At 70.6% G+C, this 16,906-nt stretch carries 4 protein-coding genes and 2 pseudogenes; 5 read left to right on the forward strand and 1 reads right to left on the reverse strand.

Annotated elements, in window-relative coordinates:
• From DQP57_RS02030 to DQP57_RS27595, 3 genes and pseudogenes are all read left to right on the forward strand, one after another.
• A pseudogene (locus tag DQP57_RS02030) lies at positions 1-174 on the forward strand (amidohydrolase); the annotation flags it as partial.
• A 280-nt stretch (positions 175-454) separates the two neighbouring features.
• Positions 455-2,188 carry an apolipoprotein N-acyltransferase gene (gene lnt, locus DQP57_RS02035; RefSeq protein WP_430917756.1) on the forward strand — a complete coding sequence of 578 codons (1,734 nt, stop codon included), beginning with the start codon at positions 455-457 and terminating at the stop codon, positions 2,186-2,188.
• Between the two features lie 34 nt (positions 2,189-2,222).
• Positions 2,223-3,044 (forward strand): annotated as a pseudogene (locus tag DQP57_RS27595) (polyprenol monophosphomannose synthase); the annotation flags it as partial.
• Positions 3,045-3,074: 30 nt separating this feature from the next.
• Here the strand turns inward: DQP57_RS27595 and DQP57_RS02045 are convergent.
• A complete protein-coding gene (locus DQP57_RS02045; RefSeq protein WP_007770897.1) occupies positions 3,075-3,410 on the reverse strand; it encodes an RNA polymerase-binding protein RbpA in 336 nt (111 codons plus the stop codon).
• Between the two features lie 177 nt (positions 3,411-3,587).
• Here DQP57_RS02045 and DQP57_RS02050 point away from each other — a divergent pair, with 177 nt between their 5' ends.
• Positions 3,588-3,938 (forward strand): hypothetical protein, encoded by a 351-nt coding sequence (locus DQP57_RS02050; RefSeq protein WP_112631261.1) that lies wholly within the window; start codon positions 3,588-3,590, stop codon positions 3,936-3,938.
• Positions 3,939-4,356: 418 nt separating this feature from the next.
• A complete protein-coding gene (locus tag DQP57_RS02055) occupies positions 4,357-16,899 on the forward strand; it encodes a type I polyketide synthase (protein ID WP_112631263.1) in 12,543 nt (4,180 codons plus the stop codon).
• Positions 16,900-16,906: the final 7 nt, after the last annotated feature.

The raw sequence follows: 16,906 nt of genomic DNA on the forward strand, positions 1-16,906 counted from the left end.
TCGTACGTGATCTGGGACGCCGGGGATCTGGAGGTGCACGCCCCGCGCGACACCGTCCAGCGCTGGTCCACCGACCCGCGTTCGCGCGTGCCCGCGCTGCCCCGATTGGGCCCGGACGACGCCCTACCGCGGTGCCGGCGGACGGTGCATCGGGGCGCTGTCATCCATGGTTAGGCATTACCGGCCCGGCGACGACGAACCGCCGCGGCGGCCCGACAGGGACCCCATCAGCGACGAAGCGGAATCCGACCGCGATGACCAGCCCGCCGACGTGCATCCCGAGCCGGGGGAACACGGCCCGGACGACGACGACCGCGACGAGGGCGCCACGGACCCGGATGCCGCCGACGAGCGCGGGCCCGCGCTGGCCGATCGGCTGAGGGCAGGGGCGCGCGGCGCGCTGACCGGGTTGGTGGCCGCGGTGATCGCGCGGCTGCCCGCCGCCCAAGCCGCCATGTTGCCGCGCCTGACCCGGCTCAGTGGCGCCATCGCCGGCGGCCTGCTGTTCTGCGCCAGCTTCCCGTCGCTGAACTGGTGGTGGGGCGCCGTGCTGGCGGCAGCGTTGCTGGCGTGGGTGCTCACCCACCCCGCGACCACCCCGGCGGGTGGCCTGGGTTACGCATTCCTATTCGGATTGGCGTTCTACCTGCCGCTGCTGCCGTGGGTCGGGCTGTTGGTCGGCCCCATCCCATGGATCGCGCTCGCGACCGTATCGGCGCTGTTTCCCGCCCTCTTTGGCCTGTGCGCCGTCATCGTGCGCCGGCTGCCGGGCTGGCCCGTCTGGTTCGCGCTGATCTGGGCGGCTCAGGAGTGGCTCAAGTCGAGCGTGCCGTTCGGCGGCTTTCCCTGGGGCTCGGTGGCGTTCGGTCAGACGCACGGACCGTTCCTGCCGCTGGTCCAGCTCGGGGGCGTGGCGCTGCTGTCCATGGCGATCATGCTGGTGGGGTTCAGCGCGACGGCCATCGCGCTCGAGATCGTGAAGTGGTGGCACTCCGGTCACCCTGCTCCCCGCGCGGGCGGCGGCAGCGGCGCCGAGGGTCCGGCGCCGTCCGATTCCGCACCGCCCGCGGTGGTGCTGCCCGGCGTCTGCATCTGCCTGGTGCTGTTCGCGTCGCTCATCGTCTGGCCGCAGGTGCGCCACTCCGGTACCGGGTCGGGTGGCGAGCCGTCGGTCACCGTCGCGGCCGTGCAGGGCAACGTGCCGCGCCTGGGCTTCGAGTTCAACGAGCAGCGGCGCGCGGTGCTGGACAACCACCTCCGCGAGACCCTGCGACTGGCCGACGACGTGCGCGCCGGGGCCGCCCCGCAACCGCAATTCGTGATCTGGCCGGAGGACTCGTCGGACATCGACCCGCTGGTCAACGGCGACGCGGGACTGCAGATCTCCCGGGCCGCCGCGGCCATCGGCGCGCCGATCCTGATCGGCAGCGTCCTCGAGGTGCCCGGGCGTCCCCCGCAGGATCCGAACTACACCAACACAATGATCGTGTGGAATCCCGCCACCGGCCCGGCCGATCGCCACGACAAGGAAATCGTGCAGCCGTTCGGCGAGTACCTGCCGATGCCGTGGCTGTTCAAACACCTGTCCGGCTACGCCGGCCGCGCCGGCAGCTTCGTACCCCGGCAGGGCACCGATGTGGTGCACATCGCAGGGGTGCCCCTGGGCGTCGCCACCTGCTGGGAAGTGATCTTCGACCGGGTGCCGCGGCAAGCGGTGCTCGGCGGGGCCCAACTGCTGGCCGTGCCGGCCAACAACGCGACCTTCAACAAGAGGATGAGCGAGCAGCAGCTGGCATTCGCCAAGGTCCGGGCCGTCGAACATGACCGGTACGTGGTGGTGGCCGGCACCACCGGGATCAGCGCCGTGGTCGCCCCCGACGGCGGCGAGTTGGCACGCACCGACTTCTTCGAGCCCGCCTACCTGGACATGCAGGTTCGCCTGAAGACCAGGCTGACACCGGCGACCCGCTGGGCACCGCTGCTGCAATGGGCCATGGTCCTGGCGGCCGGAGCGGTCATCCTGGCCGGGATACGGCACAATGGATGGTTCCCGCGTTCGATACGTCTGCGGTCCACATGTCGATCGACAGGGGTCGGCGCCACCCCGGGCGAACCCCCGCCCGGCGAGCGCGACGCAGACACTGCGCCCGACCCCCGGGACCGCACGCCGGCAGACGACGGCGACTGACCACACTCCGTCCGACCAGGACGGGCCGACTATTCGAATACGGGCGACACAGAGGAGCTACATGACCACCGGCCAGCCGGCGCCCCAGATTCCGGGCAACCGTCCCAGCCAGCGCGTCTTGGTGATCATCCCCACCTACAACGAGCTGGAGAACCTTCCGGTGATCCACCGGCGGCTCAAAGAGGCGTGCCCGCACGTGCACCTGCTCGTCGTGGACGACAGCAGCCCCGACGGCACCGGCCAGCTCGCCGAGGAGCTCGCGGCCGGCGACGCGGGGCGTACGCACGTCATGCACCGCACCGCCAAGGACGGCCTGGGCGCGGCGTATCTGGCCGGCTTCGCCTGGGGGCTGAGCCGTGACTACTCGGTGCTGGTCGAGATGGACGCCGACGGCAGCCACGCGCCCGAGCAGCTGCACCGCCTGTTAGACGCCGTCGACGCCGGCGCCGACCTGGCCATCGGGTCGCGCTACGTGGACGGCGGCACGGTCCGCAACTGGCCCTGGCGGCGCTGGGCGTTGTCCTGGACGGCCAACACCTATGCCCGGCTGGCGCTCGGGATCGGCGTGCACGACATCACCGCCGGCTACCGCGCCTACCGCCGCGAAGTGCTCGAAGCGATCGACCTCGACGGCGTCGACTCCAAGGGCTACTGCTTCCAGATCGATCTGACGTGGCGCACCATCTGCAACGGCTTCACCATCGCCGAGGTGCCCATCACCTTCACCGAGCGAGAACTCGGCGTGTCCAAGATGAGCGGATCGAACATCCGCGAGGCCCTGGTCAAAGTCACCCGCTGGGGTGTCCAGGGCCGCCGGTCCGGTGCCCGGACCAGCAGGGCCGACAACCGCACCTAGCGCGGGGTTCGCGGGCCGGCGCGGGCTGAATCAGCCGCGACGGCGGGTCTTGATGATCTCGAGGCGCTCTTTGAGCAGCTCTTCGAGCTCCTCGACCGAGCGGCGCTCCAGCAGCATGTCCCAGTGGGTCCGCGGCGGCTTCACCTTCTTCGGCTCGGGCAGGTCGCCCTCGATCAGGGTGCCTTCCAGGCCGTTGCGGCACAGCCAGGTGCCGGGGATTTCGGCGTCGTCGGCGAAGGGGACCTCGAACTCCTCGCCGTTCTCGGTGCGGTACTTCGCGAGCTGACGCGGCGCCAGGTCGTGGTTGCGGTCAGTCTCGTAGCTCACGGCCCCGAGGCGACTGCCTCTCAGTACGCGATCAGCCATGGCTGCTACTCCTTCAGGTCTTCTCGGAGCTCTGCGGCTCCCTTAGTGCGTCCAGTGCATTCTTCATCTAGCAAACGCTGCGGCCATCTACGCAGTTCCCCGGCCGAAGCCGGCGTGCGCGACGCGACCTTCAATGATACCGGGGTCGCCGGGAAAACCCGACTAAAGTCGGCAGGCGTGAGCCGCCGTACCCGCCCCCAGCCCTGTCGCTGGTGCGGACGAGACGTCACCGACGCGGGAATGGGTCGTCGCCGCCAATACTGCCGGCAGTCGTGCCGGCAGCGGGCGTACGAGCAGCGGGCCTCGCTGAACCGAAACGGCGCGGCGGCCGTTCCCGAGGACGCCGTGGTGCTGTCGGCCGACGAAGCGGCCGACCTGTCGGATCGCGTCTACCAGGTACGTTGCGCGGCCGAGGATGTCGCCACGGCGGTCGACGAGGGCGCCGGCGCCACCGAGCTGCGTCAGTTGTGCGACACGCTGATCCAGGCCGCCAGGGCCGCCGACGGCTGGCGCCGAGCGGGTGTGTGACCGCCTCGTCCGCACCGGACCCGGCCGGGCCCGATGCTGCGCCGGACCTTTCCCGACATGCTCCTGACCACCAGCTATGGCTAGCCGGGTACAGTCGCGCCATGGACGTCGGGCCATGTCTGCAGCGCACCGCTGTCCAGCGAGCACACCGGGCACCTCGTGCCACATCTTTTTTGCGCGGCGCGGCGCAACTGTCCAAGCCGGTCCTCCCGTAGCAGCCGGGAGCAGCGGACGTTTTGAAATCCTGTCGGAGTTGGCCATACTCACCAGCAATATTCTTGGGTCTCAGAGCGGCACGACGCTGGGCGGACGGGAAACGGCGTCGCCTCGTGCAGCAAATTCCGTGACTCGGCGAGAACCGCATCCGGCGGTGGAAGACGGCCGCACGTCGTCAGGTGAAGGTTAGGCGAGGTTTGTGATGGTTGATCAACTCCAGCATGCGACCGAAGCGCTGCGTAAGGCGCTGGTCCAGGTTGAGCGCCTGAAGCGCACCAACCGTGCGCTGCTGGAGCGGTCCAACGAGCCGATCGCGATCGTCGGTATGTCCTGCCGCTTCCCCGGCGGCGTGGACAGCCCGGAGGCGCTGTGGCAAATGGTGGTCGAGGGCCGCGACGTGATCTCGGAGTTTCCCACCGACCGCGGCTGGGACGTGGCGGGCCTCTACGACCCGGACCCCGACGCGCGGCACAAGTGCTACGTGAACACCGGGGGCTTCGTCGACGGTGTCGCGGACTTCGATCCGGCATTCTTCGGCATCGCGCCCAGCGAGGCGCTGGCGATGGACCCCCAGCATCGGATGCTGCTCGAACTGGCGTGGGAAGCGTTGGAGCGGGCCGGGATTGACCCCAGCGGGCTGCGTGGCAGCGCCACCGGGGTATTTGCCGGGCTCATCGTTCAGGGCTACGGCATGCTCGCCGAGGAGATCGAGGGTTACCGGCTGACCGGCATGACCTCCAGCGTCGCCTCGGGGCGGGTGTCCTATGTGTTGGGGCTGGAGGGCCCGGCGGTGTCGGTGGACACGGCGTGTTCGTCGTCGTTGGTGGCGTTGCACATGGCCGTGCAGTCGCTGCGCTCGGGGGAGTGCGACCTGGCCCTGGCAGGCGGTGCGACCGTGAACGCCACGCCGACCGTCTTCGTGGAGTTCAGCCGGCACCGCGGGTTGGCGCCGGACGGCCGGTGCAAGGCCTACGCGGGCGCGGCCGACGGCGTCGGCTGGTCCGAGGGTGGTGCCATCCTGGTGGTGGAGCGGCTGTCGGACGCGCAGCGGCTGGGACATCCGGTGCTGGCGGTGGTGCGGGGCTCGGCAGTCAACCAGGACGGCGCCTCGAACGGGCTGACCGCGCCCAATGGTCCCTCGCAGCAGCGGGTGGTGCGTGCGGCCCTGGCCAACGCCGGATTGACCGCGGCCGACGTGGACGTCGTCGAGGGCCACGGCACGGGCACCACGTTGGGCGACCCGATCGAGGCGCAGGCGCTGCTGGCGACCTACGGCCAGGAGCGCAGCGAGCCGCTGTGGCTGGGGTCGATCAAGTCGAACATGGGCCACACGCAGGCCGCCGCCGGGGTGGCCGGCGTCATCAAGATGGTGCAGGCGATGCGCCACGAGACGCTGCCGGCGACGCTGCACGTGGACGCGCCGAGCCCGCACGTCGACTGGACGGCGGGCTCGGTCTCGCTGCTCACCCAGGCGCAGCCCTGGCACGCCGAGCGCCCGCGCCGCGCGGGCGTGTCGTCGTTCGGGATCAGCGGCACCAACGCGCACGTCATCGTCGAGGCCGTGCCGGTCGAGCCGCCGCACGCCGTGGACGGCCCCAAGGCGCCGGTGGTGCCGTGGGCGGTGACGGCGAAGTCCCCGTCGTCGTTGGCGGCGCAGGCGGCCCGGTTGGCCGAATACGTTCGCGCGCATGATGATCTGGACATCGCCGACATCGGGTGGTCATTGGCGGGGCGCGCGACCTTTGAGCACCGGGCAGTCGTGGTGGGCGGTGATCGCGACCGGTTGCTGGCCGGTCTGGACGAGCTGGCCAACGACGATCCGATCGGATCGGTGATCCGGGGCGCCGCGACGCCGGCGGGCAAGACCGTGTTCGTCTTCCCCGGCCAAGGCTCCCAATGGGCGGGCATGGCCGTTGAATTGCTGGATACCGCACCGGTATTCGCGCAGCAGGTCGAGGAATGCGAAGCGGCCTTCGCCGACTTCGTCGACTGGTCGCTGACCGACGTGCTCCGCGGCGCACCCGACGCTCCGGGACTGGACCGCGTCGACGTCGTACAGCCGGTGCTCTTCGCGGTGATGGTGGCGCTGGCCGAGCTGTGGAAGTCGGTGGGGGTGAACCCCGATGCGGTGATCGGCCATTCGCAAGGCGAAATCGCGGCCGCCTACGTCGCCGGGGCGCTGTCGCTGCAGGACGCCGCCCGGGTGGTCACGCTGCGCAGCAAGCTGCTGACGTCACTGGCCGGCCCCGGCGGCATGCTGTCCATCGCCTGCAGCACCGAACGGGCGCGGGAGTTGTTGGCTCCGTATGGAAATCGAGTCAGCATCGCCGCCGTCAACGGTCGCTCCGCCGTCGTTGTCTCCGGCGAGGTGGCCGCGCTCGACGAGCTCGTCGGCTTCTGCGCCGACCTCGAGCTGCGGACCCGGCGCATCGACGTGGACTATGCCTCGCACTCGGTCGAGGTGGAGGCGATCCGCACCGACCTCGCTGAGGTGCTCTCCGGCATCGAGCCGCGCTCCACGCGCATCGCATTCTTCTCCACCGTCACCGGAAACCGGTTGGACACAGCGGGATTGGATGCTGATTACTGGTACCGCAACATCCGGCAGACCGTGCAGTTCGACCAGGCGGTGCGCAGCGCCTGCGAACACGGCTACCGGACGTTCATCGAATCCAGCCCCCACCCCGCCCTGGTCGCCGGCATCGAGGACACCGCCAACGACAGCCTGCCCGGCGACACCGAGGCCATCGTCATCCCTACCCTGGGTCGCGAGGACGGCGGGCTCGAACGATTCCTGACGTCGGCCGCCACCGCGTTTGTCGCGGGAGTCGGCGTGCACTGGCGCGGGGCGCTGGACGGCGCGGGCTTCGTCGAGCTGCCGACGTATGCCTTTGACCGGCGGCGGTTTTGGCTCTCCGGGGAGGGCATCTCGGCGGACGCGTCCGGCCTGGGGCTCGGCGCCAGCGAGCACCCCCTGTTGAGCGCGGTCGTCGAACTGCCGGCCTCGGGCGGGGTCGTCCTGACGGGCCGCCTGTCTGCCAGTCTGCAGGGCTGGCTGACCGATCACGCCGTCTCCGGGTCGGCGGTGTTCCCCGGGTCCGGCTTCGTGGAGCTGGCGATTCGCGCCGGCGACGAAGTCGGCTGCTCGACGGTCGACGAACTCACGCTGCAGGCGCCGTTGATGTTGCCGGGCAAGGATGCCGGCTCGGGATCGGTTGCGGTGCAAGTGGTCGTGGGTCCCGCCGAAGAATCCGGTCAGCGCGCGGTGTCGATCTTCTCGCGCCCCGACGCCGGCTCCGGCTGGGTGTGCCACGCCGAGGGAACGCTGAGCACCGGCTCGGTCGAGCCGGGCGCCGACCTGTCGGCATGGCCGCCGGCGGGAGCCGTGAAGGTCGACGTGGCCGACGGTTACGAGCAGCTGGCCGCGCGTGGATATGGCTACGGCCCGGCATTCCAGGGCCTGACGGCGGCGTGGGTCCGCGGCGACGAGGTGTTCGCCGAGGTGCGTCTGCCCGACGCCGCCGGCGGCGTCACCGGGTTCGGCGTCCACCCGGCCTTGCTCGACGCGGCCATGCACGCACTGGTCGTCAGCCACCAAATAGGTGGCCAGACCGACGAAGTGGTGTTGCCGTTCTCCTGGCAGGGCGTGTCGCTGCATGCCGCGGGCGCCTCGGCGGTGCGCGCGCGCCTGGCTCCGGCGTCGGCGTCCGGGGCGGCCGGGGCCCCCACCAGGGCGGTCTCGATCGAGCTGGCCGACGGGTTGGGCTTGCCGGTGCTGTCGGTGCGCGCGATGGTCGCGCGTGCGGTGAGCGAGCGGCAGCTGCGCGCGGCCGTATCGGCTTCGGGCCCGGACCGTCTGTTCGAGGCGGTGTGGTCACCGGTCACGGCGACCGCCGGCGATGCCGACCCGCCGGCGCACGAGGTCTTCGAATCCGTTGCGGCCGGCGAAGATCCGGTGTCGGGAACGTATGAACGCACGCATCGGGCGCTGGCGGCCGTGCAGTCGTGGCTGACCGAGCGTGACTCCGGGGTGCTCGTCGTCGCGACGCGTGGCGCGATGGGATTGGCGGGGGAGGATGTCCCCGATCTGGCCGGCGCGGCCGTGTGGGGGCTGGTGCGTTCGGCGCAGACAGAGCATCCCGGCCGCATCGTGCTGGTGGATTCCGATGCGACGCTTGACGATAGCGCCATCGCGACGGTTCTCGCGGTCGGCGAGCCCGCCGTGTTGCTGCGTGACGGCATCGCGTACACCGCGCGGGTGCGCGGCAGCCGGGCGGTCGACGGCATCATGACGCCCCCGGCGGACGGGCCCTGGCGGCTCGGCATCAGCAGCGCGGGCACCTTCGAAAACCTGCAGCTGGAGCCGGTTCCCAACGCCGGCGCCGCGCTGGAACCGGGCCAGGTTCGGGTGGCCCTGCGGGCCATCGCCACCAATTTCCGCGACGTCATGATCACCCTGGGCATGTTCACCCACGACGCCCTGCTTGGTGGCGAGGGCGCCGGCGTGGTGGTCGAAGTCGGGCCGGGGGTCACCGAATTCGAGGTCGGCGATTCGGTGTACGGCTTCTTCCCCGACGGCAGCGGCACCTTGGTGCCCGGGGACGTCCGCCTGTTGCAGCACAAGCCCGCCGGCTGGTCTTATGCCGAAGCGGCCGGCATCTCGGCGGTTTTCACCACCGCCTACATGGCCTTCATTCATCTGGCCGACGTCAAGCCCGGGCAGCGGGTGCTGGTGCACGCCGCCGCCGGTGGCGTGGGCATGGCCGCGGTCCAGATGGGGCGGCACTTGGGCCTCGAGGTCTTCGCGACCGCGAGCCGCGGCAAGTGGGATACGTTGCGGGCCATGGGCTTCGACGACGACCACATCTCGGATTCGCGCAGCCTCGAGTTCGAGGAGAAGTTCCGGGCGGTGACCGGCGGCCGCGGCATGGATGTGGTGCTGGACTCGCTGGCCGGTGAATTCGTCGACGCCTCACTGCGACTCGTCGCCCCTGGCGGCGTGTTCCTGGAGATGGGCAAGACCGACATCCGCGACCCTGGGGTGGTGGCCCGGGACTACCCGGGTGTCCGCTACCGCGCCTTCGACCTGTTCGAGCCGGGCCGTCCGCGGATGCATCAGTGGATGGAGGAGCTGGCCGGGCTGTTCGACGCAGGCGTGCTGGAACCGTTGCCCGTCACCACGTTTGACGTGCGGCGCGCCCGCACCGCGCTGCGCTACCTGAGCCAGGCCCGCCACATCGGCAAGGTCGTGATGACCCTGCCGTCCGGCCTCGCATCGGGCACCGTGCTGATCACCGGGGGCACCGGCATGGCGGGTTCGACGCTGGCCCGTCACCTGGTGGCCAACCACGGCGTCGAGGACCTGGTGCTGCTGAGCCGACGCGGTCCGGACGCGCCCGGGTCCGCCGAGTTGATCGCCGAGCTGCAAGCCGCCGGAGCAAGCGCGCGCGTGGTGGCGTGCGATGCCGCCGATCGCACGGCGCTGGCGCGGGTGATCGCCGACATTTCGGCGCAGCGGCCACTGTCGGGCGTGATTCACGCGACCGGCGTGCTGGACGACGCCACGATCACCTCGCTGACGCCGGAGCGTGTCGACGCGGTGTTGCGAGCCAAGGTCGACGCGGCGTGGAATCTGCACGAGTTGACCCGCGACGCGAATCTGTCGGCCTTCGTGGTGTTTTCGTCGATGGCCGGGCTGGTGGGCTCGTCGGGACAGGGCAACTACGGGGCGGCGAACGCGTTCCTGGACGGGCTGGCCGCGCACCGGCGGGCGCACGGGCTGCCGGCGATCTCGCTGGCCTGGGGGCTGTGGGATCAGGCCAGCGCCATGACCGGCGGACTGGACGCCGCCGACCTCGCCCGGTTGGGCCGCGACGGGATCTTGGCGCTGTCCTCGGACGAGGCGATGGAACTGTTCGACACCGCGTTGATCGTCGACGAGCCGTTCCTGGCGCCGGCCCGCATCGACCTCGGAGCGCTGCGGGCCCATGCGGTCGCGGTGCCGCCGATGTTCACCGATCTGATCAACGCCCCGACGCGCCGCCGGGTCGACGATTCGCTGGCGGCCGCGAAATCGAAATCGGCGCTGGCGCATCGCCTGGACGGGCTGTCCGAGGCCGAGCAGCACGCCGTGCTGCTGGACCTGGTGCGATCGCACATCGCCACCGTGCTGGGGAACACCACCGCCGACGCGATCGACCCCGACAAGGCGTTCCAAGAGTTGGGGTTTGACTCGCTGACCGCGGTCGAAATGCGCAACCGCCTCAAAACCGCGACCGGCCTTGCGCTTTCGCCCACATTGATCTTCGACTACCCGACGCCCAACGGCCTGGCCGGCTACATCCGGACCCAGCTCGTGGGGCTTCCGCAAGAGGTCAAGCACGCGCCGGTCACGCGCGCCACCGACGACGACCCGATCGTGATCGTCGGCATGGCATGCCGCTATCCGGGCGGGGTGAATTCGCCGGACGACCTGTGGGACATGCTGACCGAGGGCCGCGACGTGCTCTCGGAGTTTCCGACCGACCGCGGCTGGGACCTGGCCGGTGTGTACAACCCGGATCCCGACGTGCCGGGCACCTGCTACACCCGCACCGGGGGCTTCGTCGACGGCGTAGCGGACTTCGATCCGGCCTTCTTCGGCATCGCGCCCAGCGAGGCGCTGGCGATGGACCCGCAGCAGCGCATGTTCCTGGAGCTGTCCTGGGAAGCGTTGGAGCGAGCGGGAATCGAACCCGGCAAGCTCCGCGGCAGCGCCACCGGAATGTTCGCCGGCGTGTACACGCAGGGTTACGGCATGGGCGCCGCGCCGACGGCCGAGGGCTTCCGGCTGACCGGGCAGTCGTCGAGCGTGGCCTCGGGGCGGGTGTCCTATGTGCTGGGGCTGGAGGGCCCGGCGGTGTCGGTGGACACGGCGTGTTCGTCGTCGTTGGTGGCGTTGCACATGGCCGCGCAGTCGCTGCGCTCGGGGGAGTGCGACCTGGCCCTGGCCGGCGGCGTCACCGTGAACGCCACCCCCGACATTTTCGTGGAGTTCAGCCGCATGCGCGGGCTGTCCGAGGACGGCCGGTGCAAGGCGTACGCCGGCGCGGCCGACGGCACCGGATTCTCCGAGGGCGGCGGCATGCTCGTGGTGGAGCGGCTCTCTGATGCGCGACGGCTGGGGCACCCGGTGCTGGCCATGGTGCGGGGCTCCGCCATCAACCAGGACGGCGCCTCCAACGGGCTGACCGCGCCCAATGGTCCCTCGCAGCAGCGGGTGGTGCGTGCGGCCCTGGCGAGTGCGGGCTTGACGGCCGCGGAGGTCGACGTCGTCGAGGGCCATGGCACGGGAACCACGTTGGGCGACCCGATCGAGGCGCAGGCGCTGCTGGCGACCTACGGGCAAGAGAGGGCCGAGCCCGGGAAACAGCCACTGTGGCTGGGATCGATCAAGTCGAACATGGGCCACACGCAGGCCGCCGCCGGAGTGGCCGGCGTCATCAAGATGGTCCTGGCGATGCGCCACGAAATGCTGCCCGCCACACTGCATGTCGATGAGCCGAGCCCACATGTGGACTGGTCGACCGGCGCCGTGTCGTTGTTGACCGAGGCGCGGCCTTGGCCCGGCGACCGTCCGCGCCGCGCGGGCGTGTCGTCGTTCGGGATCAGCGGCACCAACGCGCACGTCATCGTCGAGGCCGTGCCGGTCGAGCCGCCGCACGCCGTGGACCGCCCCAAGGCGCCGGTTGTGTCGTGGCCGGTGTCGGCGAAATCGTTGTCGGCGTTGAACTCTCAGGCCGCCCGGTTGGCCGCCCACCTGCGGGCCCACCCGGAGTCAGACATTGCCGATGTGGGGTGGTCGCTGGCGGGGCGGTCGGTTTTCGAGCACCGGGCCGTCATCGTCGGTAGCGACCGCGACGGGCTGCTCGCGGGCCTGGACGAGCTGGCCGGCGACGACCTGGCCGGCTCGGTCATCCGCGGCACTGCGACCGCAGGGAATACGGTCTTCGTCTTCCCGGGCCAGGGGTCCCAAATGCTGGGCATGGGAATGGGATTGCACGCCGGCTATCCGGTCTTCGCCGAGGCGTTCAACACCGTCGTGGCCGAACTGGATCGGCACCTGCTGCGCCCGCTGCGCGAGGTGATGTGGGGCCACGACGAAAACCTGCTGAACAGCACCGAATTCGCGCAACCCGCGCTGTTCGCGGTGGAAGTAGCGCTGTTCCGGCTGCTCGAATCCTGGGGCGTGCGCCCCGATTTCGTGCTGGGGCACTCGATCGGGGAGCTGTCGGCCGCGCACGTCGCCGGCGTGTTGTCGTTGGAGAACGCCGCGGTGCTGGTGGCGGCCCGCGGCCGGTTCATGCAGGCGCTTCCCGAGGGCGGCGCGATGGTCGCGGTGCAGGCCACCGAAGACGAGGTGCGGGCGCTGCTGGCGTCCTCGGACGGGGCCGGCGTCGGCATCGCCGCGGTCAACGGGCCTGCCTCGGTGGTCATTTCCGGCGCCGAAGACGCGGTGATCGCGATCGCGGACCGGCTCCGCGCCGAGGGCCACCGCGTGCACCGGCTCTCGGTGTCGCACGCCTTCCACTCCCCGTTGATGGATCCGATGATCGATGAATTCGGCACCGTCGCGGCCGGATTGGCCATCGGCAAGCCGACCATCCCGATCGTGTCCAATGTGACCGGTCAGCTGGCCGGTGACGACTTCGCGTCGGCGGCGTACTGGAAGCGACACGTGCGCGAGGCGGTGCGGTTCGCAGACAGCGTGCGGTTCGTGCACTCGGCCGGCGCAACCCGGTTCCTCGAGGTCGGGCCGAGCAGCGGTCTGACGGCATCGATCGAGCAATCGCTGGACTTGGATCCCGGGGCGGCCCAGGTGACCACGATGTCGGCGCTGCGCAAGGACCGCCCGGAACCAGTCGCCTTGGTCAACGCCGTCGCGCAGGGATTCGTCGCCGGGATGGACGTGGACTGGCGCGGTGCGCTGGGCGAGGCCAATCTGGTCGAGCTGCCCACGTATGCCTTTGACCGGCGGCGCTTTTGGCTTGCCGCCGACGGCGCCCCGGCCGACGCCGCGGGCCTGGGTCTGGCCGCCAGTGAACACGCCCTGCTGGGCGCGGTGGTGGAACTGCCGGCCACCGGCGGAGTGGTGCTGACCGGCCGGCTGTCTCCGGGCACGCAGAGCTGGTTGGCCGATCACGCCGTCGGCGGTGTCGTGCTGTTCCCCGGCGCGGGATTCGTCGAGTTGGCGATCCGCGCCGGCGACGAGGTGGGCTGCGGCGTGGTCGACGAACTGAATCTGGCCGCGCCGCTGGTGTTGCCGGCCGGCGGATCGGTCGCGGTACAGGTCGTGGTGGGCGGCCCCGACGACTCGGGCGCCCGCTCAGTGTCGGTGTTTTCGCGCGCCGAAGCGGGCTCGGGCTGGTCCCTGCACGCCGAGGGTGTGCTGCGAGCGGGGTCGGTGCAGCCGGGCGCGGACTTGTCGGCGTGGCCGCCGGCGGGTGCGGTCCCGGTGGATGTCGGCGACGGATACGAGCAACTGGCCGAGCGGGGTTACGGCTACGGGCCCGCGTTCCGCGGCCTGACATCGATGTGGCGCCGCGGCGACGAGGTCTTCGCCGAGGTGTCGCTGCCCGCCGACGCGGGGGTGTCGCCGGCCGGATTCGGCGTCCACCCGGCGATGCTCGACGCGGCGCTGCACGCCGTCATGTTGGCGTCCGACAGCGACGAACTGCCCGAGGGATCGATGCTGGTCCCGTTCTCCTGGCAGCAGGTGTCGCTGCACGCCGCGGGGGCCGGGGCGGTGCGCGCGCGGATCGTGCCGGTGAGCCCGTCCACCGTGTCCATCGAATTGGCCGACGGGCTGGGTCTCCCGGTGCTCTCGGTGGCGTCGATGGTGGCCCGTCCGGTCACCGACAAGCAACTCCTGGCCGCCGTGACGAATTCGGGACCGGACCGGCTCTTCGAGGTCATCTGGTCCGCTCAACCGTCGCAGCCGACGCAGCCCGTGTCGGTGTCCGCCTGGGGCGCAGCGGAAGTCGACGACCCCGCGGCCGAACGATCGGCGGTGCTGTTCGAATCGGCGCCGGTGTCCGGCGACGTGATCGCCGAGGTGTACGCGGCGACGCGAGCGGTGCTGCCCGTGCTGCAGTCCTGGTTGGCCCGCGACGGTGCAGGCACCCTGGTGGTGGCGACCCGGGGCGCGATGACGCTGCCGGGGGAGGACGTCACCGATTTGGCCGGCGCGGCGGTCTGGGGGCTGGTGCGGTCGGCGCAGACCGAGCACCCCGGACGAATCGTGCTCGTCGACACGGACGCCCCGCTGGATTCCGACGCGATAGCGGCGGTGCTGGCGGTCGGCGAGCCGCAGGCGATACTGCGCAACGGGGCGGTCCACACCGCCCGGGTGCTCGGCAGCCGCGCCGTCGGCGGTCTGTTGCTGCCACCCGACGAGGGACCGTGGCGACTCGGCATGAGCAGCTACGGCACGATCGAAAACCTGCGGATAGAGCGCATTCCCGACGCCGACACCCCGTTGGGTCCCGGTCAGGTGCGGGTCGCGCTGTCGGCCATCGCGGCCAACTTCCGCGACGTCATGATCGCGTTGGGCCTCTACCCCGACCCCGAGGCGATCATGGGCATCGAGGCCGCGGGTGTGGTGAGCGAAATCGGCCCCGGTGCCGGGCGTTTCGCTGTCGGTGACCGCGTGATGGGGCTCTTCCCGGACGGCACCGGAACCATCGCCAAGACCGACCAGCGCCTGCTCGTCAAGGTGCCGCCCGGCTGGTCACACACCGCCGCCGCGACGGCGTCGGTGGTGTTCGCCACGGCGAACTACGCACTGGTGGACCTGGCCGGCGCCAAGCCCGGTCAGCGAGTGCTGGTCCATGCCGCCGCCGGCGGTGTCGGCATGGCCGCCGTCCAGCTGGCCCGGCACATGGGTCTGGAAGTATTCGCGACCGCCAGCCGTGGCAAGTGGGACACATTGCGCGACATGGGCTTTGACGACGACCACATCGCCGACTCACGCAGCCTGGAATTCGAGGAGAAGTTCCGGGCGGTCACCGGCAGGGCCGGCGTGGCCGGAATGGATATCGTGCTGGACTCGCTGTCCGGTGATTTCGTCGACGCGTCCCTGCGCTTGATGGCGCCCGGCGGCGTGTTCTTGGAGATGGGCAAGACCGACATCCGGGATCCCGAGGTCGTCGCCCGCGACCACCCGGGTTTGCGTTACCGCGCCTTCGATCTGTTCGAGGCGGGACCGGATCGCATCGCCCAGATGCTCGACGAGTTGGCCGGCATGTTCGGCGAGGATGTACTACGGCCGTTGCCGGTCACCAGGTTTGACGTGCGACGCGCGCCCGCGGCGCTGCGCTACCTGAGTCAGGCCCGCCATGTCGGCAAGGTCGTGATGACCATGCCGGACGCGTGGACGGCCGGCACGGTGTTGATCACCGGCGCCACCGGCATGGCCGGTTCGGCGGTCGCGCGACACGTGGTGACCCGCCACGGCGCAAGGAATCTGGTGCTGGTCAGCCGCCGCGGACTGGACGCACCGGGCGCCGCGGAGCTGGTCGCCGAGCTGAGCGCGGCCGGTGCGCACGTGGAGACGGTGGCCTGTGATGCCGCCGATCGTGAGGCCCTGGCCAAGGTGATCGCCGACATCCCGATGCAGCGTCCGTTGACCGGGGTGATCCACGCCGCCGGAGTCCTGCACGACGCGGTCGTGACGTCGCTGACCACCGACCGAATCGAATCGGTGTTGCGGTCCAAGGTCGACGCGGCCTGGAACCTGCACGAGTTGACCCGCGAGCTGGACGTGTCTGCCTTCGTGATGTTCTCGTCGATCGCGGGACTCGCCGGCGCGTCGGGTCAGGCCAACTACGCGGCCGGCAACTCGTTCCTGGACGGGCTGGCCGCCCACCGGCGGGCGCACGGGCTGCCGGCGATCTCGCTGGGCTGGGGCCTATGGGATCAGGCCAGCGCCATGACCGGAGGGTTGGGCGCCGCCGACCGCGCGCGGTTCGGGCGCGACGGGATCGTCGCAATGTCCTCCGACCAGGCTCTGGAGCTGATGGACACCGCGCTCATCGTCGATGAGCCGTTCATGCTGCCGGCCCACATCGACCTGGCGGCCCTGCGGGTCAAGTTCGATGGAGGCACGTTGCCGCCGATGTTCGTCGATCTGATCAACGCCCCGACGCGGCGCCAGGTCGATGACTCGCTGGCCGCCGCCAAGTCGAAATCCGCTCTGCTGCAACGCCTCGAAGGGCTCCCCGAGGACGAGCAGCAGGCGATCCTGCTGGACTTGGTGCGGGCCAACATCGCCACCGTGCTGGGCAGCTCCAGCCCGGAGGCGATCCATCCGGACCGGGCGTTCCAGGAACTCGGTTTCGACTCGCTGACCGCCGTCGAGATGCGCAACCGGCTCAAAGCCGCTACCGGACTGGCGCTGTCACCGACGCTGATCTTCGACTACCCGAACTCCGCCGCGCTGGCCGGCTACATGTACCGCGAATTGGTCGGATCGTCGGACCAACCCGCCGCGGCGGCCGCACCGGGCGAAGCGGAGATTCAACGCGTCGTCGGATCCATTCCGGTCAAGCGTCTTCGGCAGGCCGGCGTGCTGGAGCTCCTGCTGGCTTTGGCGAGCGAGGCCGACGGCGCCGCGCAGGCCTCGACGGTGACCACCGAAAAGGACATTGCGGACATGGATCTGGACGCCCTGGTCAACGCGGCGCTGCGCGACGACGACGACGAGTAGGCATGAC

It is taken from the genome of Mycobacterium colombiense (assembly GCF_003284935.1).
Taxonomy (GTDB): Bacteria; Actinomycetota; Actinomycetes; order Mycobacteriales; family Mycobacteriaceae; genus Mycobacterium; species Mycobacterium arosiense_A.

What these genes read in the sequence shown, in the direction of transcription:
- lnt (WP_430917756.1), top strand. Translation starts at nt 455, where the DNA reads ATGTTGCCGCGCCTGACCCGGCTCAGTGGCGCCATCGCCGGCGGCCTG.
- DQP57_RS02045 (WP_007770897.1), bottom strand. Translation starts at nt 3,410, where the DNA reads ATGGCTGATCGCGTACTGAGAGGCAGTCGCCTCGGGGCCGTGAGCTAC.
- DQP57_RS02055 (WP_112631263.1), top strand. Translation starts at nt 4,357, where the DNA reads ATGGTTGATCAACTCCAGCATGCGACCGAAGCGCTGCGTAAGGCGCTG.